Raw genomic sequence first — 23,527 nt, 5'->3', positions numbered from 1 at the left:
CCTATCAGAACATTCAGGGCAACATTATTAGGCAGAAACGAGGTACCCGCCGTTAGAACGCGGGCCACGGGGAATATTGTTTTTCAGCTCAACAACACAGGCACTCAGCTAAGATTCAGACTTGTTATTCGAAATATCAGCCAAGTGACCCAAGCTCATATCCATCTCGGAAGAGTCGGACAAAACGGCCCCATTGTCGCATTCCTGTTCGGTCCGTCAAAATTCGGTATAACCGTAAGACGCGGGATTATTCAGGGTGTCCTGACGAATCAGGATTTGATCGGTCCTCTGCAAGACAGAACGATTCGAGATCTGATCCGTGAATTCGAGCGTGGCAATGCCTATGTGAACGTTCATACGATCCAAAATCCGAATGGTGAAATTCGCGGGCAGGTTCGGCGATAAAATCACATCATCTTATTTGTATATACGTTTTATGAAGAAAACCCTCCAACTGTGCATAGAGCGGAGGGTTTTACACTTGGTCGGCTTTGGCAGCGGGAACGTAGGTTTTAATCTATCTGTTCTTCCAACCTCTCAAAAATGTGCGTTTCATCTCATCCATCTGCCTTTACATTCATCTCTCCCATTGCATTAACTGTTACTAGATTAAGAATACAAAAACCTTAATCAATTCTATATGAGGAGGTAGACGTGATGGCCATTATTTCGGTCTTCCCTTCACCTACAGGGACGCCAATTGCAACTGCGGTAGCTTCAGCTGTCGCTGGTGACGTCGTATTGGTTAATGATGGAACGTATCCTGAGCCGGCGGTGACTGTAGCGACTTCCAACGTAAAAGTTATAGCTAAAAATGAAGGTGCGGCGATACGCCAAGGACTCAACGCTGCCGCAAGTGCGTTCATTGTCACAGCAGCTACGGGGGTTGAAATTAACGGATTCTCCATTCAAAACTACACGGCCGATGCGATTGATGTTACCGCTGGTACCAATCACCGCATCATTGGCAATACCATTAACAACACGCTTGGTATTGGTATTGATTTAGCGGCCGGTACCGGACATGTAGCCTGGAGAAACAGTGTTCAAGATGCAGGCGGCGTTGCAGGAATCAACGTAGTAAGCACCGACAGCTGGATCGTACAGAATGTATTCTTCAGCAATACAAGTGTGGGTATTTTGTTGGCCGGCGCCAATAATGCGGCTATTGGTAATACTGTCTCTCAAAACGGCACAATCGGCATCTCGAGCATCGCAGCGAACAATCTGTTATTCGGCAACACGGTCACGCAAAACGGAATAAGCGGAATCACCGTTGCAGCAGCAAACAACGTGCTGATACGCAATAACGTGGAAAACAACACAGGTACCGGTGTTTCGATCACAACCGGCGATAACGGATATCTTGGAGCCAACGATTCGAATCGTAACACTCAAACCGGTATCGCAATTGCCACCGATTTTAACAGTGTGGAATTCAACGAAATGGAGTTCAACCAGAATTTTGGACTCCTCATTTCCGGCGATGAAAACACCGCATTCGGAAATCGGTTCACCGGTAACACGCCAACTCAAATCTCCGTAACAGGTACAGATAATAACTTGTTCTAAATTCCTTGTGTATGTAAGGCTTTTACGCTTGCTCTCCTCGTGAGGGCAAGCACTATTTTTCAACTGAGTTACCCGCAAGGGCATCCCGTAAACATGATGGTTTGGAGGTCATTTGATGAGAAAAATTCTTGTGGTCGGCTCAGAGGAAACCGCATCATACCAAATCATTCTTCTTCCCCCTCTCCGTTATCTGGAAGGACAAGGATACTGCAGTTTCAAGATCCTTCCACATAAGCAAGTAACCCGATCTATCATTTCTTCATATGATATTATTTTGTTTCTGAGAAGCATTGAGCCTGCAGCGCTCCAATGTTTAGAATGGGCACACCGTGAGGGAAAGAAGACCGTATACGTCATTGACGACCATTTTCTCGCGATTCCTCAAACCACCCGTCTTGGCCAAATATACTCAAAACCCGCTTATAAAGAAACCTATACTTACTTTCTAAAGAACGTACACACAGTCAAAGTAGAATCACCCGTCTTTCGCGATGTGATTAAGATGCACTTCACTCCTAAAGTGGTCTATTTTCCAGGAAGCATTGATGTTTCCTATACACAATTGTCCAACAGTCCGAAAAAGGAAGATCGACTCGTGATCGGATATGAAGGTGCCAAAAAGGAAAGTTCTTTCCGCCCGGTTATTCCTGCATTGCAGCGCATACTTAAGGAATACGGAGATTTTGTTAGACTGGAGTTCTACGGGTACTGTCCTGAAGAATTGAAGGGGCATCCTAATATCTCCCATTGGAAACATAATGAAAATTACAGCCAGTTCATGCAGCAGCTGTATCGGGCCAATTGGGATATCGGTCTTGCACCCATGGATGATGGTCTGTTCTACCGCTGCAAAAGCAATGTGAAGTTCCGCGACTATGCTGCCTGCCGCATTCCCGGCATTTATTCATTATCCCCCATATACCGTGATTGCGTATTCCACAAAAAAACGGGTTATTTTGTTCCTCAAACAGAGCAGGGCTGGTACGTCGGAATTCGAGAAATGATCGAGAATCCCAAACTTCGAAAAAAAATTTCACAAAAGGCCGCGAAGGCCGTGGCCAAGAACTTTACGGTCAAACAGTGTGCGAAAAATTGGAAGTCTCTTTTTCAAGGCCTGCTCGACATACCATAGAACCTGTAATAGATGATGACCTATTATCTGGAATGGAGAGTGATAGCATGCCTACTATTCAAGAGGCAGCGTTGGTTCTTATCCAGCATTATGACATCAAAAAGCCGAAAATCGAATGGATTCAGGACGAACCGGATAAAGCGGTGTGGAAGGTAATCGATAACAAAGAAACCTATATCCTTAAGTCGGATTACAGATCAAGCAAAACCTTCACCCCTTCTATCACTCTACAATACGAGCTATCCCAACAGGGGTTGAAGGTTCCGGAGGTAATCGCCACGAATCAACGGAAACTATGTACGAAGCATGGTAAGCATCGTTATTATTTATCTAGATATATTTCTGGCGGTTCTGCATCGATAATTGACCGCGTAAAAGTCATTGGGGATTTTCATCAAAACGCTACATGGCCAAGTTCACTCTCATCCAATCAAAAACCGAGCGCCTTGAAGAATGGAATAAACAGATGGATATCTGAATATCAATTAAAATTAAAAGATTTGATGAAATGGAAAGACCAGTACTCCTTGCCGTATATTCAACCCTGTTTACAATTAGCTGAGAAATGTATAAGAGTTTCTTCCCGAAGAGCCCCCCTCCTCGCTGATCATCTCACATCCGTAAACAATAGGAGATGGCTTGTACATGGGGATTTAACCCATTTAAACGTAATAAAAACGCCATCAGGAGATTTATGGATCATTGATCTGGAGCATTCAAGAATTGACTCTCCCATCAAGGATATCCGTTATTTATTACCGAGGGTCGTGTTATCTTCCCACTATAAAGAGTACTTTGCGAGATTTCCTGAAGGGAAGTCTTATAAAGAACTCTACTATATAGATGCGATATTTCCTCACAGCCTCCACTTCTACCTCGGCGGATCGATCAGGCAAATGAAACTTCCGCTGAAGAGTACCAAAGTACAAGAGATAGTATCAGACGAACTAGCGAAGGATGACATGATAAGCAAGGAGTTGGGCGGCATTAAATAAGGGAATACCGAAGGGGCCGTTGTACGACAACGGCCCCTAAGATACATATTAACTTTTCAATCTTTTCATAACCGGCTTATTGTGGTGCTTGCTCCAATTAAAAAATTCATTATTACGGATATTGCCATTGATCGCGGTAAAAGGAACCTTATTCTTCCAGGCAACGTAATTAAAACTGATTTGGTCTCTTTTACTATAACTTATAATTTGTCTCCACCATGTGGTCATTGCTCCCGTAACGATAGGATCATTATGGCGTCTTAGGATCACGCCGGACTCAATCAGTCCGTTATCCCTCGGATATCCCGCATTCTTATACAAGGCTACTTGTTTTAATATGACTTCTTTGTTATCCTTCCCCAAGGCAATGCAAGCCTCAGCTTCTTTATAAATACAATTCCGATGTGAATGTTTGTAGAACACGAGCGGTGAGGCGCTATATTTTTCAATAAACCGATCGATATCTCCGACAATTCTGATATTCCCGTCAACCCAAACACTGCGTTTGTAGGTCGGGAATAATAAATGTGGCATAACTTTTACCCATCTAGCTTGACGAGCCGAATCAGCGAATATTTTATCTAACTTAATCATTTTCCAGGTTCCGGACTTTAATTTCGGATTATCCGTAAAACAATAGTAATCACAATGCTTGCTCATTTGTAAAGGATCCTGCAGCTTATCGTAATTGCCGGTTATCGCTGTGTATACTACGTTTTTTCGTTGATTACTTGTGATGATTTGTCGTCTGCACGCTAAGAGCCACTTTAATTTTGCCCTTGTTTCTCTGAGCGATTGATGGACGGCCATTTTTTGTATCGATCGTTGAACCCTTTCCTCGCCATGCTTGCGATAGAGAGCAGCTTTTCCATTCTGCACTAATTTCTTTCTTCTATCGGTTCCAAAACTTGCCGACTTTTGATGATAGATATAACAATGGGTGGCAACCTTTAATTTAAAGTTGGCAGCCCGGGCGCGAAGGCAATAATCATCTTCTTCCCCGTAACCTACCGGAAAGTTCTTCTCATCAAAATATCCGATTTTGTCTAACACTTCTTTCTTGATCATTAAACAGAAGCCGTTCAAAAACATGACTCTCGGAAAAATCTTATCCGAGGCTTGATAGACAAGCTCGGCCATTTGTTCGATCGTCAAGTTGGGCTCCAATCCATTACGGTTCCAGTCCCGATGGGGAATGGATTGCCAGCTGGCTGCATTTGACAGCGGACCGACGATACCGATCCTGCGATCGGATTCCATGGTTTCCGTCAGCCTTTCCAACCACTGACTGGTTACGATCGTATCGCTGTTGAGGAGGACGCAGTATCGTGATGTTGACTGTTTTAATCCTTGATTCGCTGAAGCCGTATAGCCTTGCGGTTTATCGTGTCGAATTAATTTATGGTGAAATTGTCGTGTGTACTGTTCCAGATATCGCTTTGTGGTTTGATCGCTTCCATCATCTATGATAATTAAATTAATTTCTTGTGTCGTGTTATTTTGAATGGAGCTCAAGCATTGTTTTACTGCGTTCAAACCGTTATGCACACAAATGACAACATCAATCAATCCCTTCCCTCCCTTCCCCGTTATCTTTGATCGACACAATCGGGGATGAGCTCTTCTCCAATCGCTTATGTCCGCCGAGCAAGACGATGTTTCCTTTAATCGACCGGGTCACATTTTTCGTGTCATACAGCAAAGCGGCATGCTCAGCAATAAATCGGTAATCGATCGTACTATGATCGGTAGTAATAACGACCAGGTCGGCGGAGGCAATCAGATCCGGCAAAAGTTCTATGGAGGATATCCTGTGGCCGTTGTCCATAAACCATGGAATGAACGGGTCATAATAGGTTACCGCAGCCCCCTTCTGCTGTAGAAGCCTGAACACTTCCAGTGACGGCGATTCCCGCATATCGTTGACATCCTTTTTATAAGCCATGCCGATCAATATAATATTAGAGTTTTTTAGCGGCTTTTCATGGTCATTGAGTATGTCGGTAATCTGCGATATGACATAGCGGGGCATATTGCTGTTGATATCGCTGGTCAATTCAATAAATTTGTTATAGAAGCCGAACTTTTTAGCTCTCCATGACAGATAGGTCGGATCGATCGGGATGCAGTGGCCGCCGATCCCCGGCCCCGGGAAAAAGGGGATGTAACCAAACGGCTTGGTCGAAGCAGCGTCGATCACTTCCCAGATGTTAATCCCCATTCGGTCACACATGAGCGTCAGCTCGTTCACAAGCGCAATGTTAACGCTTCGAAACGTGTTCTCGAGCAACTTAACCATCTCGGCCGCTGCCGTTGAGCTTACCGGAATCACGTTATCCAAAAAAGAACGGTAAAATTGAATGCCGAGATGTGTACATTCCTCCGTGATTCCACCTAAGATTTTAGGTGTGTTTTTTACATTGAATTTACGGTTTCCAGGGTCCACTCTTTCCGGAGAATAACATACAAAAACATCCTTACCCACTTCCCATGGCGTATTGGCCTCAATCACATTCTTAATTAATTCTTCGGTCGTTCCGGGATAGGTGGTGCTTTCCAAAATAATGAGCGTATCTCTCGAAGCATACCGGATGATGGAATCAACCGCTGACCGAATCATGGAAACGTCAGGATCTCTGTTGATGTTAAGCGGGGTGGGCAAGCAAATAACGATGATATCTGCCTCAGCCAGCGCTGAAAACTCATGAACGGCATACAGGCGCTGATGGATCAAAGAATCGATATCTTCATCCTTTATATCCGTAACATACGATTTTCCGCGTTGCAGCTGTTCCGTTTTATTCTTATCAATGTCAATTCCGTACACCCTGTAATTGGCTCTTGCCGCCTCCACTGCCACAGATAGTCCGACGTAACCAAGACCGATCACGGCCACCGTTGCCGTCTTGGTTTTTATTTTATGCAAGATTTCGCTCATCCTGGTTGTCCATCCTTTCTTGAAGAGTAAGTCCTTGTTCAAAAAACACCCATGATGAAATTACCGGGCGATCATGAATTTCCTTCTCCTGATAAAATATGAAATACGCCTGAGAGTAGCAACGGCGAATTCACCAGACATATTACCCATGTCATTCCTATTCGTCCGGTACATACAGAAAAGACAGCGAACGGTTTCGCTGTCGTAGTATACAAGCCATATTGTCCTGCCTCCCGAATGCATATTAATTACTTTCCGGAGTCTCCCCGAGCAAACGCTCCGCTAAAATGGCGGGCTTCTCTAAACGTTGTTGTACCGTTGGCCAGTTCTCCTTCGTAGCCGTATGAATAACCATATCGTAAGGGACCCCCCTGATCGTCAGGCCATTGCGTTCGATTCCGGTTCGCGGCAGCCCGCAGTGATCATGAAAAGAAACGACGCTCGCATTCTCGATAACCGTATTGGAAAACACACTGGACAAACCCAGAATATCGAACGCAACGTGAAAAATAAGCCATACGCTGGCAGGAGCGGCTGGGATCGAATCGGAAATGATCCATCTTCCCCAATTGCCGGCTTGACCATCAATATCATAGATCGCGATGGTTCCGATCGGCACTCCCGAGAGAAGCTCAATGCAGAAGTAATAATCGCCCTCTCTATGAAAATATTCTTTCAACCATGCTTCATGCACAGCATAACGAGAGTCGATTTCTCCGATGTACTTCGATAACTCAGGGGACCTTCTCAGCTTGAAAATAAATTCGGCGTCGTCCATCGTAATCGGTCTTAATCGAATGCCGAAACGTTCAACGGTGATGTTGTGGTTCACGACTTCACCTCAATGATCCTGGCGATGTCATCCAAGCTTTGAATACCCGCTACTTCCCTGATGGAAAAGCGAACATCGAATTGCTCTTCAAGGCGAAGAATGAGCTCCATGTGCTTTAAAGAATCCCAATTCGGCAATTCTCCCCGCTTTGGATTACCTTGAGGCGGAATCGGGGTGTTCAACACCTCGGATAAGATCGACCCAATTTGTTTGCGTATTTCCGTCATCGATTTACCTCCACTCTGGCAGGATGGTTCCCGCAAGCAGCTTTTACACGTGCATAGAGATCCCTAAGCGGCAGCTGTTCCGGCGAGCCCTCAACAAAACGCTTTATCCAGTCCAAGGCGGGGGCATTCCGCGGCCCCTGGGACATCTGAATGTGGATACGCTGCACTCCGCGATCCATCAATTTCTCCAAGATCCAGGCAAAGGCTACCGTTTCAATGTCACGTCCAAGCGCCCTGCAGCTAAAAAGCGTCTCGATGAGATGCGCTTGTTCGCCATCCAACCTGCATACAAAGGTGCCGATAATTCCGCTGTCTGACAGTATATCCGATAGGCCAACCGTAATCGTAACGTATTTGGAGGCGTCCATAACGTCATTTGCTTCATTTTCTGTCATACGCCTTAAAGCTAGGTTAAACTGATTTGTTTTATGACTTAGATCATACAGCCGCTTGACATGGGAAGCTTCATTCTCATAAATGGTAATGACCATGTTCAAGCTGTCTAAATAGGAATGGTAATCCGATGCGGTTTGCCTGATCTTCTCTCTTGCCTGATTGGCCTGGATATCCGTTGTTCGGGATACGGCAATGTCATCCCGGTGAAGTTGATACAATCCGGGAAAATGACATAAACCCAGCATCGTTTCTTCACCGTTTCGTTTGGCACGTAGAAGGCGTACCTCCGGTAGTTCTGCAGCCATCTTCACCAATTCCGCCGGATTGTCATCCACAAACAAGAAGGCAGACGGATCGATATTCAGTATTTGAGAGAGCCGATTCAGATTTTCTGCTTTTGTCTGCCAATTTGCACGAACAGCGGCAAAATCGTCCCATCTCAGCGGAAAATCGGTGCGCGCATCGAACAGTGCTTTAACATCTTCCTCCTCATTTCGGCTGCACAAGGTAAGCATAATTCCTGATTGTTTTAGTTGAAGCAGCAGCCTTTGCAACCGATGATGGCCTTCCGTTAACGTTACCCCTTCAGCTCCTTCTTCTCCGAGGACTCCGTGATATAGCGTATCATCTAGATCCAGGGCTATCGCTTTAAGCCTCGGAACCAAGGAAGCGGGCAAGAGCTGGACGCCAAGGTGACGGGAAATAATCGTTGTTGCCTGATTGGAAAATGGGTAGTTGCTGATTTCTTCGTTCCGATAATCATAGAAGGATTCGGTGCCTTCATGGGCCAATTGGGCTAAATCGATCAGAACACAGCCCGTGTTGTTCTCAACCGCCCCCAACAAAAACGAATTTAACTTCCGGAACCATCCACGGTCGCTGGCACGGAAGCTGAGCACCCTATCGGCATCTTCCAAGGACTCCGGCCAGTTATTTATCCAGATCGGTTTATCCGTTACCATTCGCAGTTTAACGATCCGTTCATTCAGCCATTGTGCAGCTTCTTGTGCACTCATAGAGCGGGCGTAAATCCGCCAATCTAACCAGATGATATATACATCCGCCTGAGCTTCCCCTCCAATACCGGACAGAGCGCTATCATAATCTGAGTAATCAAAACAGACATCAGCCTCCCATAATCCGCAAAACGGAGACATCAAATTGGCAACAAACTCAAAGGGCATCGTTCTGTCAACTCGTATTCGGAAGGTTCGAATGCTTGGAAGCTTCGGGCTTCCTGCAATCCGACCCCTGGAGGGAAGGGAGCACAGCAGAGAATCCGCTAAATCTAAACGGGTTAACACATGATTCATTCCTATACCTCCCTCCTGATTTCAGAGCTTTGACCTGGCCATCATGCCAATGTTCTTGATACTCCCGGAGCCTATCCCGCTAAAGCCATTGGCATTAATATAACCCGAGCTCCTTACCCCACACATTGATTCTTTCTAAATAATGATCCAATAAATGAACCGTCTTCAGATCCTCCACGCCCCAATAGAGCTGCTGGAACAAGCTGCGTTCCAAAACGCGCTGCAAATAGGCCATTTTGTACAACGTAACCGGGTCCGTATCGAACCGGATTCCATATTTGAGCATTTCTGCTGCATATAAAGGCGCACAGCGTTCAATTACGGCATTTTCGTCGCCTCTCCAGTCCTTGCGGTATGCAAAAAACACACCCATTAAATTAAACATATCGAACCAGCAAGGTGAGAAACGTGCACCTTCCCAATCGATAAACTTAATGTTCCAGTTCTCTTCGGCTACATTGTGGCAGCCGATATTCGGTGTTTGCAGATCATTGTGAATGATGCTTTTACCTGCCTGCAGAAGCTCGGGAAAATAAATAGGTCCTTTTTGTAACATGGTACGGACATTAGCGTAGCTAGACTCCAGCCTCGCCTTTAATTCGGGACGTTCCATTGCTTTATCCAGATATTCTATAGTTCTTTGATGCGTCTTCTGGCGCTCTTGCGTTGAGTTGGGGGAATCGTAAAGCGGGAGCCATTCCTCGAATGTTTCCCAATGACTATAAAAATTGTCGTTATAGGTTAGCGCGTGAAGTTTCGCCAAGGAAGGGATAATCCGGTCAAAATAATCAGGTGTAAAGATAACCTGACCCTTTACTTGAGGGACGAACTCCATGAATACCCATACATCATCACCATTCATACCTTCCACGATCAGATATATGTTAGGTATCAGATCCGATAAAATATGGGTTGCTTTTCGGTACATGTTTAACTCGATAAGTTTCTGTTCGTTCACGGGTGCTTTGAATATCTTTAAAATCATTGGATATTTTTGTCCGTTTGCCGTAATTTCGAGTTTCCAGATTGCACTCTTGAATGTTTCTTTCAAACACTCCATATTTCCGTCATTCAAAACAACGGAAGATCCGAAATGGCTTGCAATCTGATCAGCGCATCCAAGCTCCCGCCACTTCAGACTTATATCGTTAAGAGGCGGGTTTGCCAATAAGGCTTGTGCATCCTCAAGCCCTTTATTATATCCATCTTCTTTTCCCTTTTTAAATCCATCCGCACGACCTTGCTCGAACCCTTCCGAATTTCCTGTTTTCACCATATCCGCGATCCTCCACTCCGTATTCCTTTTATATCCTATGTGGAGGACCTCCGACATGACATTAAAAAAACGCGATTTAACATTCCGTATACACGATTTTACATCCTGCGAATAATTGGATCTTTATGCGGATGGGCGCTGGATAAACATTGTAAAGCAACGCAAAATAACCCGCAGAACACGCGGGTTAACCGTGTAGTATTCAACTTCGTATTCATAGGACCGAATGTTTCTAGCGCTAATAAAGCTCCAAATTTTTTCCTAAGACCTTGATTTTTTCTAAATACGCCGGCAGCAGCTTCGCCTCTTTTTTTCCGGTAACAGCCCAATTCAGCTGCAGATACAGCCCTTTCTCGAGTATTCGTTTTGCAAATGCCATCTGATACAGTTTTAGTGGATCCGTATTAAAGATAACTCCGTGCTTTCTCATCTCATTCGAATATAATTGAACGCAGCGGCGGGTTATATCCTCTTCCTGATCCCCCCATTCTCGGCGGTATGCCAAGAAAACCCCGATCAAATTGACGAGATCAAACCAGCACGGGGCATATTTTGCGCCTTCCCAATCGATAAACTTGATTTTCCACGACTTCTCCTTAACATTGTTGGTCGCTATGTTTGCAGTGTGAAGATCTCCATGGATAATGCAGCAGCCTTCATGAACGACCTCCGGGAAATAATCCGGCCCTCTCTGCAGCAGGCCCTTTACGAGTGAGTAGTATGGATTAATCATATCTTTCAACTTGTTGTTTTTCATCGCTTCATCTAAATAAAATAAGGTTAACTTATTTATGTTTTTTCTTTCTTGTCTCATAACATTGGAATTATATCGAGGCAGCCAATCACCGAATAGTCCCTCATATTGTATAAAGCGTTCATTCATCGTAGAGGAGTGGAGCTTCGCTAGTGTCGGAATGATTTTGTCAAAATGATCCGGATTATACTGAACTCGCCCTTTAAGAGGCTCAACGTATTCCATGAATACCCACAAATCGCGTCCGTTCATATTTCGTTTGGTCTTATAGACCAGTGGCATGAACGGTTGAAGCACTGTTCTTCCTTTACGGTAGATATTTTTCTCAACCGTGCTTTCCGGCCGGTCTTTTTTGAGCGCTTTCGAAATTTTAAGAATGACGGGGACGCGCTTTTGGTCATGTTCGATTTCAAGTTTCCATATGCTGCTTTTGTAGGAGTCTTTTAAACATTCCATGGTTTGATGAACCCATCTCGCTTCGGTGCCAAAGGACTTGAATGATTTGGGGAAACCCATCTTACGGCATGTTCTTCGAATGAATCGCTTGTCTATTCTGCTGGTTCGACTCATTAGTCCTCACCCCATTTTTTGCTTTTAACCATCGTATGTCGAACATAGCGATACAAATCCATTCATTCGCCTACCAAACGGAAATGTGCTCTGGCTCAAATTGGTCCGCGGGGTTCTTCCATACATAATTTTGATTCGGTAAACGGGATCGTTCTTCAGCCTTAGTTATATAGAATGCTACCTGTGTCGTCTAGGCTAAGGTAACAGCCTGTCTCCCATCTTCATACCCTTTCGCAAATCCGGCTTTAAAATCTTCCATGTAGGAATGATCATACCCTTTGTCATGGATTTGGTGGGATAAAGGCCGGGATCTGCCGGCCTCAGACCTGGAGCTGTAGCGTCCACCGGCTCGATGGCGCTTGACTGGCTTGCCATGGCGGCGTTTAGTAACTGATGACTTCAGGCTTCTCAGCCCTTTTGCGAATGACTTCTTCCGTGCCATGGGTGAAGCCTTACGATGATTCCTGACCGTTAATGCCGTGTTCATGGCGAATCCTCCTGCAAGGTTCAATTCGTAGCTTCTAACCCGGCCTCATTGTAAAATAGCTGGCACTCGGATGTTATCCAGGGCGATGCCGGACTGCCTAATTTGTACCGATTTAACGGAATGCCTGTCAACATTTCAGCCATCACGGATTGATAGCCGACAAGCAGCCGAATATTCTCCGCAAGCGTGCGCGCGGTTGTTTCGGAATGTGCCGTAACCTCTGCGATACTTTCCAAAATACTTGCCAGCGCTTGCTGGCTTCTAGCAATGGATGATACCATAGCAATCTTGGCCTCATGTTCCCGTTGTATGCGCGCGATCATGAGTCCGTATCTCCGAAATCGAATGCATCAAATCCCATGGCATCATCTTGTTCAGCGTCCGTTCCGAGAATAATCCGCAGATTCCGGCACAGACCGGAGCCTATTTTCGTCAAGCCCTCGATTTGCTCGACAATTTGCTCGTGAATGGATAACGAATCCTTCAACTCTCCCTTGGAACGAGGATATTGAGTCAAGACCCATTGACAAACCTTTTCGGCTTCTACCGCTTTCCCTTGAAGAATGAGATAGGTATTATATTGAATAGTCACGGATGCATCGAGAATCCGCATGAACGATTCCTCTTTACTCACATACATTCCCCCTTAACCAACGAAGTCGGATCCCATTATTCTTCGCCTTGCTCGTTCGCTCTAAGCTCTTTCATTACGATTTCCAAACTGTCTGCCGATGTTTGTTGCAGGTCGGCCATGGCGTTCAAATAAGCAGCAATGCTGCTATTGACTTGTTCCACCTGGGATCCTGACGACCGGCCACCTAATAATTGTCCCCCTAACGATGGTCCTCCCAACGATGATCCTCCTCGTGAATTCGGTTCTTCGGAGGCTTGGATTTCATGATTCGGTAAGGAATGTATAATTTGAGCCATGCGGACTGCTGCATGACGCTGAGCTTCTAGAATGCGCGCTAATTGCTGCTGGGAGTGCGATAGGTATTCGACCATATCATCTATTTTTTTCTCCACGACATAACTCTCCTTCGCTCATCATATTTTTCAACATATGCTTCGACAAGCTTCCTGGTGCCATCAATAATGCCATCCTTCGAATCAAGTGAATAGATCCTTAGCTGGCAACATCGTTCTATATTGCTGCGGAACTCGCCCTAACCATTCGCTTATGCTTTCCTGTAATGATGGAAGCCCCTCATCTAGTCCTCCAACCTCCGTTAACAGCTCGGGGCGGAACAGAGCACAGCTCGCATTTAACCGGTTATGGATATCCGCTTCGTCCCCGGAAAGTACGGGGGTTCCTGACTGTGCAAAACTAACGCAAACCGTTTTGATAGCGGGTGCATGTTCCAGCTCATCCATCAGACCGCCGATCCAGTTATCCATAACAGGTGTACAGCCATATAGAATAACTAACTTCTTCCCGTGTGCAGCACGAAGTGCCTTATTAAGAACAACCGCTATGCCTTGACCACTTCTCTCCATAATGTGTCGTACCGCTCCGATCCGGCCGCGCACATATTGCCTGGTTCCTTCCGAGGAGCCGGCATCAGCTATGAGCAGCTCATATGGATGCGGCGTTAAGGCTTCGATTCTTCTAATCTTGCCAATGGCATCTTCGTTTGGATCATGAATGGGAATGATGATGCTGATGCCCTCAAATGAGGCTTCTCCGTTTTTTTGTCCGTGTTGAACGCCATAAGAATAGCCAACGATAAATCCATCCTTCCGTCCTTCAACCGGATCAGCTTTGGGAAGAGTCGCCGATAAAGATGTCCGTAAGCGAGTGCCGCGTCTCTTCATCGTAAAAAGTCCTTCATATACATTCCGCCTCCCGTTTCTCATCACTGCGTGAGGACCGAATAATCATTTGGCAATTCATTTCTATTGTATGTTGACTTTCTCGCTTCGTGACGGCATCCACAGGGACCATTCCATTCTCTAAACGTATGATCATCTTCCATATGTAAACAACACTTGATTGGAGTAACATGTTCGTAAATGAGCGTCATTCGGAGAACTCCTTAGTATTCACTTTCGCGGATGATTGCACTGAGGCTCTTTCGGAACGGCATCTTCATCATGTTGACGAATGGGACCTCCCACGGTTACTAAAAAGGATGGGTGGAATCTCGCTTCCCCCATCCTTCTCCTCCATTATGTTGCCATCCGGCCTATTGAGATCCAGTACAGCCAGCCTTCTGAGATCACAGTGCCTGCCGGCCGCGTAATTCCGATGGCCACCTCCGCATGCTGCCGTTTTCGAATGCCAGCTTGAAACACCGGATCACTGCACGATGCCACCACTACATAATGTTCATCTTGATAGGAGGTCTGAAGCGGTATTGCAATTTCGATCGTTTCTTGTTCATCAGAAAAGATGAAGGGGAAATATCCAAACTGCTGAAGTAAAGGCATATCAGGAATCCCTTGAACCGGATTAAAGGAAAGATGACTCGGTTGAACCGATTCAAGCGCTAGTTTGGAAGAAATAATGGATTCGGATGACAGATGAATGCTGTGTACGGCATAATCCTCAATCGCTTCACTTCTTACGCTGCGATGCTGCAGATGGGAAGCACTGATTACATCATCAGCCAACGCGTGATCCATCACATCATTATCTAAATCTGACCACTTGCCGGAAGTTCCTCTGATGGCTATCTTCTTATTATAGCCATCGTACCGCCGAAAGGGCCTTCCCCTTCTTATCCTGGTGATCCTTCTGGCTTTGTTCACTGTCAGCTCTCTCCTCTGCTTCTAATCGTTACCTTCATCCTATTCAAGAGAAGGGGCTACTGCCACAGTCGGTTAGATGGTTTGCATCAGGTTAGCCCATCGTTCTGCCGTATGATCCCATCTGAAACGCTGACGTACCGTTTCACGGCCAGCCATCCCGATTCGGGTACGCAGATTCTCGTCCTGAAGCAATCCGTTAATCCGTTCGGCAAGCCCGCCAGGAAAATCATCCCTTTGAACCAGGTAGCCCGTCACGCCGTTCTCCACGATCTCCGGGATACCGCCTGCATTCGCAGCGATGACGGGAACTCCTGCAGCCATGGCTTCCACGTTCACGAGCCCAAAGGCTTCCCTCGGCGCTGAGGGGACAACCACAATATCGGCAAGCGAGTACCAGTCTGCAATTGCGGGATAAGGGATAAAGGGGCGGAAAAATACCCATTGGGTATAAGGTCCGGCCGTTCTTTTCAGTTCCCGTACATATGCGGTTTCCCGATCGGATCCGTAGGCTGCACTCCCGATGATAAGCAAAAGAACATCCGGATGCTTGTCAATAATATGAGGCAATGCGGCAATCAGATGGTGAACCCCTTTGTCAGGGATGAGCCGTCCCGCAAACAGAATGATTCGCCGTCCGCTCCATCCGTAATGAGCAAGCTTTGCCTCTCTTAGTGCCTTGGCAGCAGGACTGAAAGCAGGAGTAAAATGATCAAGACTCACACCAAGATGATTAATCGTGATCTTCTCCAGAAGCCCAGCATGTCTTGAAGTGATATCCTCCAGCAGGAAACGGCTGTTCACCACAATGCCGTCCATCCAGCGAGCAATGGTCCCAAAACGCTGCTCGCTCATATACGGAGGTGAAATAAATGTATTGGAGTGAAGATTCAATACGATTTTCACATCCGGCAGATGCATTTTGAGGCGCTGCGCCAGCAGCGGCCGATTGTGAACTTCGATAATATCCGGTCTCCACTTCTGAAGCCTCCGCAGCAAGGAAGGATAATAATTCGTTCCAGATGGCAGGCGGTAGCACGGAACGCCGTTGATCGTGTCTTTTGAAGGGAGCCCTTTTCCCAGTACTCCGAATATGCGCACATCCATGGCACCCTGCGCTAATGGAATGGTCTGCTCTACTACCCGCTCGACGGAGCTGCTCCTCCCCGATGGAATGACAAACGATCCCGGCGTCACAACCGCCACCTTCCGCAAACCCATAACTCCACATCCTTCTCACATCTTATCTATATGAAAAACACCTACTGATATATCAAAGGTTCCCCCTTGACACGTAGTGTTTCGTTGCCATACCCAAAATGCGCATACCTGTTCATTTGTATGGTTAGATACCTTAACATATACCGAATCAGGGCCTGTTGGTGACTAATTTCCGACAAAGAATAGGCCAACCACGGGCGACACCCGTCCATCCGGGACAATCATCCTCACGCATACGATATGGTACAAAGACTACAGGATTATGGTGACAAGGAGGGTGACCATGCATCTGGAATATGTCGGCATTCTGCTCAACAACAATACGTATCGCAGAATTTCCAGCGGGGGAATCGGCACTGAATCACTGACCAACTACGAAGAAGCTGCTGCCATGAATGGGTTGGTTCCTTGTTTTTTTACAATCCATCATATTTCACTAGAGACTGGAAAGGTGACTGGTTTTATTCCGGCTCCAGCTGGATATTCGCAAGTGCATATTCCCATCCCACGCGTTATTCATATGCGGGCTATTTATCATAAAAAACAGGAGCAGGCGCTGATTGATCAACTGATCAAGCGCGGGGTATTCGTTTATAACGGGCGTACGCGTTACGGTAAAAACGTTATACATCATATGCTGGAGCAGGACCAGGGGATATTACCATCCCTGCCTCATACGGTAGAAGCTACCCCTGCCTCGATTCGCTCCATGCTGAGCCAGCACGGGGATCTCGTTCTAAAACCATGCAATGGAAGCATCGGGGTTGGTATCATGCGATTAAAAGGTAACTCTTTACGCAGTCAATTCACTTACTCCCGTTCATCCCCATCGGCCAAGGGCTGGCGAACGGTTACCTTGCCGCCCGGAAAGCTCCATCCTCTGATCTATCAGCGGATTAGGCAAGCTCCATTCGTTGTACAACAGCGCATACCGCTTGCCGAATATGATGACCGCCCCTTTGATATCCGAGTTACCGTTCAGCGTGGGGGAAGCGGGCGCTGGGAAGTCGCCGGCATGTTCGCCAAAACATCGGCTCCACGAACGTTTGTCTCCAACATTGCTCAAGGCGGCTCAGCCTATCGGGTCCCGGACATACTCGCCCGCTGCATGCCTGACTTGCCTGTAGGACTTACCATCGAACGAATTGCTGAGTTTTCCCTCCATGTCGCCAAGACGCTGTCCTTGTATATTCCGTACGCAGCTGATTTTGGAATGGATGTCGGCATTACCGAGAATGGAAAGATCTATTTCATTGAATGCAATGGCTGCGATCAACGTTATGGATTTCGGGAAGCCGGAATGGAGGAAGTTTGGAAATACTCATACTACAATCCGATGGCTTTTGCCCGGTATCTTTATGATAACGGGGTCTGGCCGCATTATTGAATGGAAAAAACCAGCCTCTCCTGAGAACGGGAGAGGCTGGTTCATGACGATTTTAATGGGGAACCTGGGAGTTGAAATCCCCTTTACTGGATTGATCCGCATGATAAAATACGACATCCCCATCCAGCAGGGTAAATCTTTTGCCATACGGATCGGTATAGGTTCGGCTGTACCCTTCAAGCTGCCACTGATTCATGAGCGGTGCATGAATGTATTGCAGATGGGGCTTGGCCGTATTGCCCTCCCGGATCGTCTCGATGTTGAAATTGACCACGATATACCCCTTCTTCAGAAATACAGAGGACTTCTCGTCCAATCGGTTACTCCGTCCATAAGCCGCCAGATCCGTTCCTTTCTTCACCACATAGACGTCGGCGGGAAGACTGTATTCACCGTACCAGCGCTGAACAGCGGCGTTGGCCCGCTCTCCGTCAACGGAGGTTGGCAGCCCCGACTTTGGCCCAATCAATGTTCGAATGCCGGAAGGCAGCAGCATCCAGTCGAGCCGGCCTACCCAGGTCTTGCTCTTGCTGATCTTCTCCATGTACTGCTTCGCGTAGGCCGCCGGGGACATTCCCGCCGGTGCCCCACCGTGGTTGTATAGATACGAAGCGGTATCCTGCAGTTCCTCTTGGGGTACATTGCGCAGCCTTTCATTCAGAATGACGTAACGCTTCTCTGTATCCTGCGGGGAACCGATTCGAATGAACTTCCGGTTTCCACTGTGGTAATACAGATCGACAGGCTGACGTCCGCTACCGTCTTTATTCACGAAATAAAAGCTCGGCGTAACCGAAATGCCGTCCTGCGCCCCGAACATATTGCCCTTCGTCTTCAAATCGAATTTGAAATGGTAGCCTGTCTTTACGGCCGCATTCTTATATCCCTGTGCCGGATGCTTGCCCGGAGCGATGGGAAGCGTATAAGGCAGCGCGTTCCCCCGGGCCTCGCCGTCAATGCCGCGGAGTCCTGTCCAATAGGACGCCCCGCTTGGTGACGCATTCCCTTTTTGTTTGCGGAAGACCGTCTCCCAGTTATAATCGGCAATATCCGTGATATGAAAATCATACACGCGCCCGATCACTTCTACAGGTTCTATATCCGTAGCCACATGGTGGGATAAATTCGTGTTGGCATCGGGCTGCGTCGTATAGTCGGGCGGCGCGTTCTCCGCAACCGTACGGAAGTACACCTGGTAATCGCCCTCATCTACCCACACCGGCAGAAAAAACTCCGTGTCCAGCTGTGCCGTCGGGATCGTGATCCAGGTGTCTTTTGGATAGAAGGTGCGCTTGTCGCTGCTGTACACATCGAACGGAAAATAAACCTGCTTCGATCTTACATACTTCGCATAGTCCCGGTTTCCGTATCCCTGAATGTTCCGATGCTGGCCTGAGGTAGGGATGCGTACCGTAAACGGCCGATCCAAGATGAAGGCGGACCGATTCGGATTGGGGGTCGTCTTCTGGTTGTGGGCCTGATCATCCGTTACGGAGGAATAGTTGACGACCGGGGTGTGGACCGTGACGGTGTTTATGGCGTTGACCGGGAACGATTGAGGGGACCCGCCATTAATGTTGCCCGGGATGAGCTCGTAATCAATCGTACCGGTGCTCGCCGTATTTGCTTTATTCAACAGCGTACTGCTGATAAGATAGTTTCTGCCGTACAATACGTCTCTTTGAATCGTCGCTGCCGGAGGGATAATCCCTGGTGATGGCGCCGTTCCCTGTGCCCAGCTGTCACTCATGACGGTAGATCCGTTAAACAGGACTTTGTCGTTTCTTACCTGGTTTTGGCCCACGGCCGACTCGGCTGCGGACGTAAAATCAGTTGTCGGCACCGCCGGTCTGCTTGAACCGCCTGGAACGGTTTCCGTCCCTAAATCCACTTCTTCGCATGAAGCAGGCTCCACATGATCGTCAAGACTCGTGCTGTGATCGGACGTAAGAACGGGAGGTGTGTAACCGGCTGGAGTGAGGCTCACCGAACCGCCTGGTAAAGCATAGTTGCTGACAGTCGTTTTGGACAGCTTATAAACCTCCAGGTTATCGATTTGCCAGTAGGAGTACGGCCTCGTTATCGTCACCTGTTCTTCTACCGGAACCTCTTCTTCCATAGGTTCATCGGGCGTGCCGGGATCATCCGGTCCTGAGCTTGGCGTTCCCGGGATCGTCCAGGTGAGAAGGTATGTTTTTTTGACGGGAACGGTGTAGGTGATCTCCCCCGTCATGTTCGCCCATTGGTTCTTGTACAGATAATTGAGGCCAAACACATTGACGTACAGGGATTCCGAAGTCGGTATCCCGTCAAGAACATCAAACTTTTCTGAATCCCGGTTATCCGCCTTAATGACACCCGTTGCCACGGGGTCCATTACCGTGTGCGAAGTAACAGTTCCCTTTCTAGCAGCACCGATTTGGATCCCGCATGTGTTGGGCGGACCGCCTGAGCCTCCATCTCCACCGCCGCCCCCTCCTCCGTTATTTCCGCACGTTGACCCTGCCCCCACCTGAATCATGGCATCGTCGGTTTCGTCCAAGGCTTGGGCCGTGTCCTTAAAATGAGCCGTAATCGTCGCTTGCCCCGTCGTTGCCACGGCTGTAACCACACCGGAAGCGTTCACGGACATGATGCTGTTATCCGAGCTTCGCCAAGTCAACTTATCGTGTCTTTGCAGATTGTATGTACTTCCGTCTACCTTCGTTAATTTCGCTGTAAGTTGAACGGTACCGGCCGGCGGAACACAGGTGGGGCCGGTAATTTCCAGGCTTGATGTTCCATCTGCAAAGGTGGCTCGGAGGAGTTTGTCTTTGTACATATAAGTGTAGGAATCAAAAGACACCCAAAACTTAGCAAAGTACCATACCTGCTTTGCTCCTGGATTTGCCCAGTATCGGTTGTAAGTGTCATTGTTGAATGTTTGAGTATAATACATCCTTATACTATCAATTGAAGTGACATCTGCTATTTGCCCTACTAAGGTGCTTGGATCAGTTGTCCCAGTAGATCCATGAACATCTGGAATTCGTGATGTATTGTCAATCTTTGTATTTGAAGAACTTATATCATTAGTAGAGATAGCACTATGTTTTATCCACGTCCCTTCCAAGGTATGCCCGGTTTCACTTATCAAAAAAGCAGTAGTTCGATTGATAGGTAAAGATAATTTATTATCCGTACAGCCAGGATATTTAGGAAGTTGGTGTCCTTGAATTGTTTCTTTTTCTACATAACCATTACAGTTTCTATTATCCATGATAGTTCCATTGGTACTTGATGCTTTCCATAATTGGCCAAAGTTATGACCTGCATCTGTTACTGACCACCTATCCCAATAATATACGCCACCATAATTGGTATTATCTACTGATGAAACCTTTAGTCTTGTACCACTTAGAGAATCCTTTCCAGCCCATGTTGTAGAACCAGGAGTAAACCCTTTGACTGTTCTGATAGGGTTATTAGTACTCTTATTTATCCATTCAAGTTTTTTTATTACTTTTCCTGCGGGAGCATTTACACTAATTCTTGTGGTTTCTAGCTCCTTTTTAGATGAAAATAATATTCCACTATATTCGTAATCTTCAGTAGTTGTTACAAAATCATACGTAATATTCTGTGTAGTATCAGCAGCATCCAAGGTGTCGATCGGAGGAATGCAAATAGAGACTATAGACAATGAAAGAAAAAAAATCGCTGTTTTAAATAAATATTTATTCTTAATCATGTTGAGTTACCTATCGTATGAGCTTTGACTTTGATAGGGTACTCTGATAAATCGGAGCTCCAGCCGAGATAGTTTCTACTAAGACCCTAATGTTTCCGTCTGTGCTAAAACCAGTTTTCGGGATAACTAGACCATTAATTTTTCTTTTTGGATCTTTGGATTCAACAAGATATGCCATATTCAATAGTTCTCCAGTTGGTTGGCCGTTATATCCCAAGATTGCTAGATTCAATTGATTAATTGGGTAGGACTTAGGCTTTTTATTTATCGGCAAATGTGACTTCAATACGATTACATAAGCTTGAAGATCATTAGTAAAAAGATTTTCTTTCGAACCAAATTTCCATACTAGTTTATCTTTACTTGGCAATAGCTTGCGATTCGGATCTTTCGGATCATTCCAATCTATTGCAATAAGTTCATCAACTTGGGCTACTATGGATCCATCCGGCGCTCCGAAACGCAATTTGGATGTTTTCCATGAATCAATTCCAAAATTTTTGTTATGATTATCCGGCCCATTAAAAATCTCCGGTGCCACCGAGAAAATATTCGTCTTGTGCCAATACACCTCAGCTGCAGCTACTGCATATTTATCCACGGGTAGCTCCTTGCCGCTTTTTACCTGAAGCAGTCGCTCAATGACCGCAATCGCTTGAGCTCTTGTGGTAGCGCCTGTTGGTGATATTACGCCCGGGGCGGTCCCGGATATGATGCCATCCTTGGATGCAAGATACATCCACTGCTTATCCTCTACATTTTTGTACCCCAGTGCTTTTACCGCCAGTTTGGACATTTCTTCACGCGTCATCCGTTGAGTCAGGTTACCGTCGGTATAATCGCCGACTTTATAGATCCCTGCCGATTCTGCCGCCGTCACGTAAGGAGCATACCAGGAACCTGAACTTGTAGAAGCTGCCTCAAGCTCCAGGGCCGACACCGCCATTTTGATGAATTCCGCTCGGGATACCTGTTGGTTAGGCAGAAATCTTTTATCCGGGTACCCATCCACATAACCTCGTTGTACCGCATCTTGAATAGCTGCCTGGGCCCAGTGGCCCTGAATATCCGTAAACTGGACAACCGGGGTCTCACGAGACTCCACCGCTTTGCCGATCGTATTGTCTTGGGCCGCCTCCGCCACGGCCGAATTCAAGCTTCCGACGATCACGGTTAGCACCGTTAATACACTCATCAAAATCTTCTTTTTCATGCATATCCTCCTGAAAATCGTTATAGATAAACCCTATGTCATTGCTTCATATCTCCTTCCTACGCCCTTGCTTAGGGACATCTACCGCCAACTCTCACAATTACACAACAATTACAGTTTTGTATGGATGAGAGAAATTGTAGTTATTTTATCATATAATCCACTATTTTGGTATAATATTCCTAACCTGATTCTAGTTGACTAGTTGATTCATCATCTCTATTCACGACCGCAGATGCACCCTAAACATGACAAAACCTCGACGATAGTCACATAATTTTGTGTCCATTCGTTCGAGGTTTAATTGTTACATGTAGTGGAAGTGTTATAAACCGGTAGTGGATTCTTCCCGGTCCCCGGCTTGAATTTCAGCCTTCTCCGCGCTTTGCTTATATACAGCAGCCAACACCTTTTCATAAGCGCTTTCAAATTCATCCGGCAGGATCGGCTTGATTTTGTCCATTACATTCAGCAGTTTAAATAATGCCTGTACCTCCTCTTCCGTTAAACCAAGGGGGTACATTGCAAAATGTCCAATGAAGGTATAGCCGCGGCCGCGGCCTTGGTGAGTGATGGGGATATGCATGGCACTGAGGGCATCCATATCCCGATAAATGGTTCTTTCACTGGTTCCACAGCGTTCGGCAAGCTCCCGAGCAAGTATTCCTGGTCTTGCTTGTACAAGGGTAATGATTCTCATTAGTCGGATCAGTCGGTCTGTCATATGGCATTCTCC

22 protein-coding genes are annotated in these 23,527 nt (G+C 46.6%); 5 read left to right on the top strand and 17 right to left on the bottom strand.

The features are described 5' to 3' along the window. The first annotated feature begins 3 nt into the window (after positions 1–3). From MHI43_RS07230 to MHI43_RS07215, 4 genes are all read left to right on the top strand, one after another. Complete coding sequence (locus MHI43_RS07230) at positions 4–405, top strand: CHRD domain-containing protein (protein ID WP_041621942.1); 402 nt, start codon at positions 4–6, stop codon at positions 403–405. Between the two features lie 252 nt (positions 406–657). Continuing rightward, entirely contained in the window at positions 658–1,572 is a 915-nt protein-coding gene (locus tag MHI43_RS07225) for a right-handed parallel beta-helix repeat-containing protein (protein ID WP_036662565.1), read from the top strand. A 115-nt stretch (positions 1,573–1,687) separates the two neighbouring features. Then, entirely contained in the window at positions 1,688–2,704 is a 1,017-nt protein-coding gene (locus MHI43_RS07220; RefSeq protein ID WP_036662563.1) for a glycosyltransferase, read from the top strand. 47 nt (positions 2,705–2,751) lie between these two features. Next, positions 2,752–3,699, top strand: a complete 948-nt coding sequence (locus tag MHI43_RS07215; RefSeq protein WP_036662560.1) for a phosphotransferase — start codon at positions 2,752–2,754, stop codon at positions 3,697–3,699. Between the two features lie 48 nt (positions 3,700–3,747). Here the strand turns inward: MHI43_RS07215 and MHI43_RS07210 are convergent, their stop codons facing one another. The 14 genes from MHI43_RS07210 to MHI43_RS07145 all read right to left on the bottom strand — a co-directional run bounded on the left by MHI43_RS07210 (position 3,748) and on the right by MHI43_RS07145 (position 16,461). Then, complete coding sequence (locus MHI43_RS07210; RefSeq protein WP_036662557.1) at positions 3,748–5,268, bottom strand: glycosyltransferase; 1,521 nt, start codon at positions 5,266–5,268, stop codon at positions 3,748–3,750. Continuing rightward, a complete protein-coding gene (locus tag MHI43_RS07205; RefSeq protein ID WP_036662554.1) occupies positions 5,261–6,637 on the bottom strand; it encodes a nucleotide sugar dehydrogenase in 1,377 nt (458 codons plus the stop codon). Before MHI43_RS07205 ends, MHI43_RS07210 begins: the two co-directional genes overlap by 8 nt. A gap of 244 nt (positions 6,638–6,881) precedes the next feature. Continuing rightward, on the bottom strand, positions 6,882–7,469 hold the full coding sequence (locus tag MHI43_RS07200; RefSeq protein ID WP_009591613.1) for a GNAT family protein: 588 nt from the start codon (positions 7,467–7,469) through the stop codon (positions 6,882–6,884). Next, positions 7,466–7,696 (bottom strand): acyl carrier protein, encoded by a 231-nt coding sequence (locus MHI43_RS07195; RefSeq protein ID WP_015733945.1) that lies wholly within the window; start codon positions 7,694–7,696, stop codon positions 7,466–7,468. Before MHI43_RS07195 ends, MHI43_RS07200 begins: the two co-directional genes overlap by 4 nt. Continuing rightward, positions 7,693–9,108: an HAD-IIIC family phosphatase gene (locus tag MHI43_RS07190; RefSeq protein WP_235201759.1), complete on the bottom strand. Its 1,416-nt coding sequence runs from the start codon at positions 9,106–9,108 to the stop codon at positions 7,693–7,695. Before MHI43_RS07190 ends, MHI43_RS07195 begins: the two co-directional genes overlap by 4 nt. 391 nt (positions 9,109–9,499) lie before the next feature. Beyond that, entirely contained in the window at positions 9,500–10,681 is a 1,182-nt protein-coding gene (locus MHI43_RS07185; RefSeq protein WP_015733943.1) for a phosphotransferase, read from the bottom strand. 238 nt (positions 10,682–10,919) lie between these two features. After that, entirely contained in the window at positions 10,920–11,660 is a 741-nt protein-coding gene (locus MHI43_RS07180) for a phosphotransferase (protein ID WP_251499241.1), read from the bottom strand. A gap of 535 nt (positions 11,661–12,195) precedes the next feature. Then, complete coding sequence (locus tag MHI43_RS07175; protein WP_015733941.1) at positions 12,196–12,492, bottom strand: hypothetical protein; 297 nt, start codon at positions 12,490–12,492, stop codon at positions 12,196–12,198. Between the two features lie 20 nt (positions 12,493–12,512). Further along, positions 12,513–12,815: a hypothetical protein gene (locus MHI43_RS07170; RefSeq protein ID WP_015733940.1), complete on the bottom strand. Its 303-nt coding sequence runs from the start codon at positions 12,813–12,815 to the stop codon at positions 12,513–12,515. After that, complete coding sequence (locus MHI43_RS07165; protein WP_235201757.1) at positions 12,812–13,132, bottom strand: hypothetical protein; 321 nt, start codon at positions 13,130–13,132, stop codon at positions 12,812–12,814. Before MHI43_RS07165 ends, MHI43_RS07170 begins: the two co-directional genes overlap by 4 nt. Positions 13,133–13,161: 29 nt before the next feature. Next, positions 13,162–13,518 (bottom strand): hypothetical protein, encoded by a 357-nt coding sequence (locus MHI43_RS07160; protein WP_015733939.1) that lies wholly within the window; start codon positions 13,516–13,518, stop codon positions 13,162–13,164. A gap of 84 nt (positions 13,519–13,602) precedes the next feature. Next, the gene (locus MHI43_RS07155; protein WP_036662545.1) at positions 13,603–14,307 is read right to left on the bottom strand and encodes a glycosyltransferase family A protein; all 705 of its coding nucleotides are present in this window, start codon (positions 14,305–14,307) and stop codon (positions 13,603–13,605) included. A 354-nt stretch (positions 14,308–14,661) separates the two neighbouring features. Then, entirely contained in the window at positions 14,662–15,243 is a 582-nt protein-coding gene (locus MHI43_RS07150; protein WP_015733936.1) for a WIAG-tail domain, read from the bottom strand. Between the two features lie 72 nt (positions 15,244–15,315). Further along, the gene (locus MHI43_RS07145; protein WP_015733935.1) at positions 15,316–16,461 is read right to left on the bottom strand and encodes a glycosyltransferase family 4 protein; all 1,146 of its coding nucleotides are present in this window, start codon (positions 16,459–16,461) and stop codon (positions 15,316–15,318) included. Positions 16,462–16,744: 283 nt separating this feature from the next. Between MHI43_RS07145 and MHI43_RS07140 the strand changes: the two genes are divergently transcribed. Next, positions 16,745–17,848: a YheC/YheD family protein gene (locus MHI43_RS07140; RefSeq protein ID WP_036662541.1), complete on the top strand. Its 1,104-nt coding sequence runs from the start codon at positions 16,745–16,747 to the stop codon at positions 17,846–17,848. 52 nt (positions 17,849–17,900) lie between these two features. Here MHI43_RS07140 and MHI43_RS07135 read toward each other — a convergent pair whose 3' ends face one another. The 3 genes from MHI43_RS07135 to MHI43_RS07125 form a co-directional block, all read right to left on the bottom strand. Further along, a complete protein-coding gene (locus MHI43_RS07135; RefSeq protein ID WP_235201755.1) occupies positions 17,901–20,669 on the bottom strand; it encodes a DUF5704 domain-containing protein in 2,769 nt (922 codons plus the stop codon). 919 nt (positions 20,670–21,588) lie between these two features. After that, positions 21,589–22,791 carry an S-layer homology domain-containing protein gene (locus tag MHI43_RS07130; protein WP_036662536.1) on the bottom strand — a complete coding sequence of 401 codons (1,203 nt, stop codon included), beginning with the start codon at positions 22,789–22,791 and terminating at the stop codon, positions 21,589–21,591. 325 nt (positions 22,792–23,116) lie between these two features. Next, positions 23,117–23,515 (bottom strand): HTH domain-containing protein, encoded by a 399-nt coding sequence (locus MHI43_RS07125; protein WP_015733931.1) that lies wholly within the window; start codon positions 23,513–23,515, stop codon positions 23,117–23,119. Positions 23,516–23,527 lie beyond the last annotated feature (12 nt).

This window comes from Paenibacillus sp. FSL H8-0457 (assembly GCF_038051935.1).
Lineage (GTDB): Bacteria > Bacillota > Bacilli > Paenibacillales > Paenibacillaceae > Paenibacillus_AQ > Paenibacillus_AQ lautus_A.
This window is presented reverse-complemented; position numbering and strand designations above follow the sequence as displayed.

Excerpts from the sequence above, each read along its gene's own strand:
- MHI43_RS07225 (WP_036662565.1), top strand. The coding sequence starts at position 658 with ATGGCCATTATTTCGGTCTTCCCTTCACCTACAGGGACGCCAATTGCA.
- MHI43_RS07220 (WP_036662563.1), top strand. The coding sequence starts at position 1,688 with ATGAGAAAAATTCTTGTGGTCGGCTCAGAGGAAACCGCATCATACCAA.
- MHI43_RS07215 (WP_036662560.1), top strand. The coding sequence starts at position 2,752 with ATGCCTACTATTCAAGAGGCAGCGTTGGTTCTTATCCAGCATTATGAC.
- MHI43_RS07205 (WP_036662554.1), bottom strand. The coding sequence starts at position 6,637 with ATGAGCGAAATCTTGCATAAAATAAAAACCAAGACGGCAACGGTGGCC.
- MHI43_RS07195 (WP_015733945.1), bottom strand. The coding sequence starts at position 7,696 with ATGACGGAAATACGCAAACAAATTGGGTCGATCTTATCCGAGGTGTTG.
- MHI43_RS07190 (WP_235201759.1), bottom strand. The coding sequence starts at position 9,108 with ATGAGTGCACAAGAAGCTGCACAATGGCTGAATGAACGGATCGTTAAA.
- MHI43_RS07185 (WP_015733943.1), bottom strand. The coding sequence starts at position 10,681 with ATGGTGAAAACAGGAAATTCGGAAGGGTTCGAGCAAGGTCGTGCGGAT.
- MHI43_RS07180 (WP_251499241.1), bottom strand. The coding sequence starts at position 11,660 with ATGGAATACGTTGAGCCTCTTAAAGGGCGAGTTCAGTATAATCCGGAT.
- MHI43_RS07175 (WP_015733941.1), bottom strand. The coding sequence starts at position 12,492 with ATGAACACGGCATTAACGGTCAGGAATCATCGTAAGGCTTCACCCATG.
- MHI43_RS07170 (WP_015733940.1), bottom strand. The coding sequence starts at position 12,815 with ATGATCGCGCGCATACAACGGGAACATGAGGCCAAGATTGCTATGGTA.
- MHI43_RS07165 (WP_235201757.1), bottom strand. The coding sequence starts at position 13,132 with ATGTATGTGAGTAAAGAGGAATCGTTCATGCGGATTCTCGATGCATCC.
- MHI43_RS07155 (WP_036662545.1), bottom strand. The coding sequence starts at position 14,307 with ATGAAGAGACGCGGCACTCGCTTACGGACATCTTTATCGGCGACTCTT.
- MHI43_RS07145 (WP_015733935.1), bottom strand. The coding sequence starts at position 16,461 with ATGGGTTTGCGGAAGGTGGCGGTTGTGACGCCGGGATCGTTTGTCATT.
- MHI43_RS07140 (WP_036662541.1), top strand. The coding sequence starts at position 16,745 with ATGCATCTGGAATATGTCGGCATTCTGCTCAACAACAATACGTATCGC.
- MHI43_RS07135 (WP_235201755.1), bottom strand. The coding sequence starts at position 20,669 with ATGTACAAAGACAAACTCCTCCGAGCCACCTTTGCAGATGGAACATCA.
- MHI43_RS07130 (WP_036662536.1), bottom strand. The coding sequence starts at position 22,791 with ATGAAAAAGAAGATTTTGATGAGTGTATTAACGGTGCTAACCGTGATC.
- MHI43_RS07125 (WP_015733931.1), bottom strand. The coding sequence starts at position 23,515 with ATGACAGACCGACTGATCCGACTAATGAGAATCATTACCCTTGTACAA.